General features: G+C 34.2%; 3 protein-coding genes. 1 reads left to right on the top strand and 2 read right to left on the bottom strand.

What is annotated here, in order from left to right:
• Positions 1-58 precede the first annotated feature (58 nt).
• Both QTO00_RS17760 and QTO00_RS17755 read right to left on the bottom strand, forming a co-directional pair.
• On the bottom strand, positions 59-760 hold the full coding sequence (locus tag QTO00_RS17760; RefSeq protein WP_331425961.1) for a class I SAM-dependent methyltransferase: 702 nt from the start codon (positions 758-760) through the stop codon (positions 59-61).
• Positions 735-2,045, bottom strand: coding sequence for a flippase (locus QTO00_RS17755; protein WP_331425960.1), 1,311 nt, complete (start codon positions 2,043-2,045; stop codon positions 735-737). Before QTO00_RS17755 ends, QTO00_RS17760 begins: the two co-directional genes overlap by 26 nt.
• Positions 2,046-2,162: 117 nt before the next feature.
• Here QTO00_RS17755 and QTO00_RS17750 point away from each other — a divergent pair.
• Positions 2,163-2,784, top strand: a 622-nt coding sequence (locus QTO00_RS17750) for a methyltransferase domain-containing protein (protein WP_331425959.1), incomplete at its 3' end; no start/stop codon positions are given.

Below are 2,784 nucleotides of genomic sequence, written 5' to 3'. Positions count from 1 at the left end.
AGGTCAGGTAGTAGGTTAAACCGATTGAATTTAAATGTTCTCAGGTTCAAGCCTTGGTTTAATTTGACTTAGTCGCTTTAATTGCATATGTCATTGCATTATTCGAAGACGTTCCATTTGCTAAATGCTTTTGATTCTCTCTAATCTGCAGTTGATCAAAAATAAAATTGACGATAGGTATTAATAAGCGTAAGAACCTCCTGTTTAACAGAGAGTTAATGTTAATACCAATAATTGCAGGAGTACTATTAACTACTTCAAATTCAATATTTGAGAAGCCGGAATTTTCTAATAATTTAGTCAGTCCAAACTTAGTAAATCGCCAGTAATCATAAGGAGCCTCGTGTTCAGGCCAATATAAAGGTGAAAGCATATACAACTCACCACCCGCCTTTAAAGTTCGATATTTTTCGTTAAGCATCTTTTGCGGTGAGTCGACATGTTCAATTACATAAAAAGACAGTGCTATATCTGCTGTATTACTTTCTAGATTTACATCAGTAACATCACAATAAACATCAGCTTGATCATTATTTAAATCTATATCAATACCAATGTATTTGTGCTGTGGTACATAAACAGCGTAGGGTTTTTGACCGCATCCAAAGTCATAAATAACAAGTTTTTTATCTTGAGGTAGATTAGTTAAATACTTAGTTACTGAGTCTATTGCATGCTTTACTTGTAAATAAACAGGGTTAGATAGCTTCTGTTCTTGAGCTAGATTTCTATTTCTAGCGATAAATCTTCGTAGCTTCATATATTTTCCATGGTAAAAGTGAGGAGGTTATCATACTAAAAGTTGTTTTTGGTCTGTATAAGGAAAAAGCAAAAAATGCAGAAAGATAGTAACTAACTAGAGTAGCACCAGCCGCCCCGTTGATCCCATATATAGGTATCAAAAAATAGTTTAATCCGATATTTATAGTAGCTCCTAATATATGTGCGAGCGTTGCAACATGCTGTTTGTTTTCTGAGGTGATCCAGTTAGTCCAAACAGCGCCTATTGCAACGTTAATTCCAGCCCATACGTGCATAGTCAAAACTGGACTAGCAAGTGAGAATGCACTACCATAAACGAAATCTATTATAACCGAACTGAAAGCTGAAATTAATAAACATAAGATTATTGCTAGCCAAATTAAAATAGCATAGAGGATTTGAATTCTTGCTAAATATTTAGCTTCATTGTGCTTAGAGTTTACTATAGCAGGGAAGAGTGAGGAGCATATCGTTGCCGGTATAAAATACCATGCTTCGCTCAGGCGTGCAGCAGAAGCGTAAATGCCAACAGCGGTGCTATCCAATAGGTGTGCAATCATAAGTTGATCCACTTTGAGGTATAGCGTTGCCATTATACTAGAAATAAGAACAGGTATAGAGCATTTTAACAAATGTCTAGTCTCACTTACATCAAATCTAAGATCAAGAAAATTTATGTCTGATTTATTTTTGAATAGGATAAGTAAAATATATGAAGCGACAACTTCTAAAGATTGACAAATGGCGAAGTTAACAATACTCCCATTATAAATAACAAAGTATAGTTTAATCAGACTGAATACTATAATGGGAACGATGTTTGATATTACTATATACTTGCTTTGTACAGATTTGTTAAACAATATTTGGAAAATGCTAAGCGGAGAAAAAATGGTGCATAAAGTAAGGATTAGTAATATTTCTGTTTGGTTGGATTCATATTCACAATGTAGGAAAAAAATTAATGAAATAACTAAGGAGCTAGTAATCAGCTTTATTATAAATGTTGAACCTATAATTGAATTTATTTTATCGGGCCTCCTAAGTGTTTCACGAATAACTATTGAGTCCAAGCCAAAGTTTGCTAAAGCAAACCCTATAATAAAAATACTTTGAGCATAGCTAAGTATGCCAAGGTCATTTGGACCAAGGTGTCGAGCTATCAAAACGCCAACGAAAATGGAGCTAAGAACTCTAAGAACTCTTTCGAAGAGCAACCATGAAGTATTTGACACATAGCGTTTTAGTCCTGCTTTGAGTCGAGTTTTGTTATCGGAGTGCATAATTTACCGACTTATATTTGTGAATAGGACATTAGGATTGTATAATGGTTGTCCAAGTATACAGAAGTATTGAATGATAAATATGCATTTTAATACTAAATAGGCAAAGAGTACAGCATGAATGTGATAGAAAAAACACTTAAAAGTATCTACCATGAAACTGGGTACTATAAGAAGAAACTTTCTCGAATTAACGAAGAAAAAAAATTAAGGTCAGATGCAGAGAGTAAGTATAATCTTGAAATGGTAGACAAGTATTTCGGTGGAAAGACTGTAGTACAAAATGGACCATTTTCTGGTATCGAGTATATATCATCCTCGTCTGGAAGTGCGCTGTTGCCAAAATTACTTGGCTCATATGAAGAGCCAATAAATGATTGGATAGAAGAGGTCATTGCATCTAAATATGATGCGATCTTAGATGTAGGATGTGCAGAAGGTTATTATGCGGTTGGCTTTGCTACTAGGATGCCGAGTAGTTATATATACGCCTATGATATAAATTCCACTGCGATCGAAAAAGCTAAATCTTTAGCGAAGGTTAACAATGTAAAGAACATTTCTTTCTCGAATGAATGCGATTGGTTTGAATTGAATAAAAGAGTAAGTTCTACAAGAAACATACTACTTTTCTGTGATATTGAAGGTGCAGAGAAGGAGCTTTTGGATATAGAAAAGTGTGAATCACTAAAGTATATAGATATAATTTTGGAGTCTCATGACTGTTTCATTCCTGGGG

Source organism: Vibrio sp. M260118 (genome assembly GCF_036533755.1).
GTDB lineage: Bacteria > Pseudomonadota > Gammaproteobacteria > Enterobacterales > Vibrionaceae > Vibrio.
The sequence above is the reverse complement of the archived record's forward strand: the minus strand, read 5'-3'. Positions and strand labels throughout refer to the sequence as shown.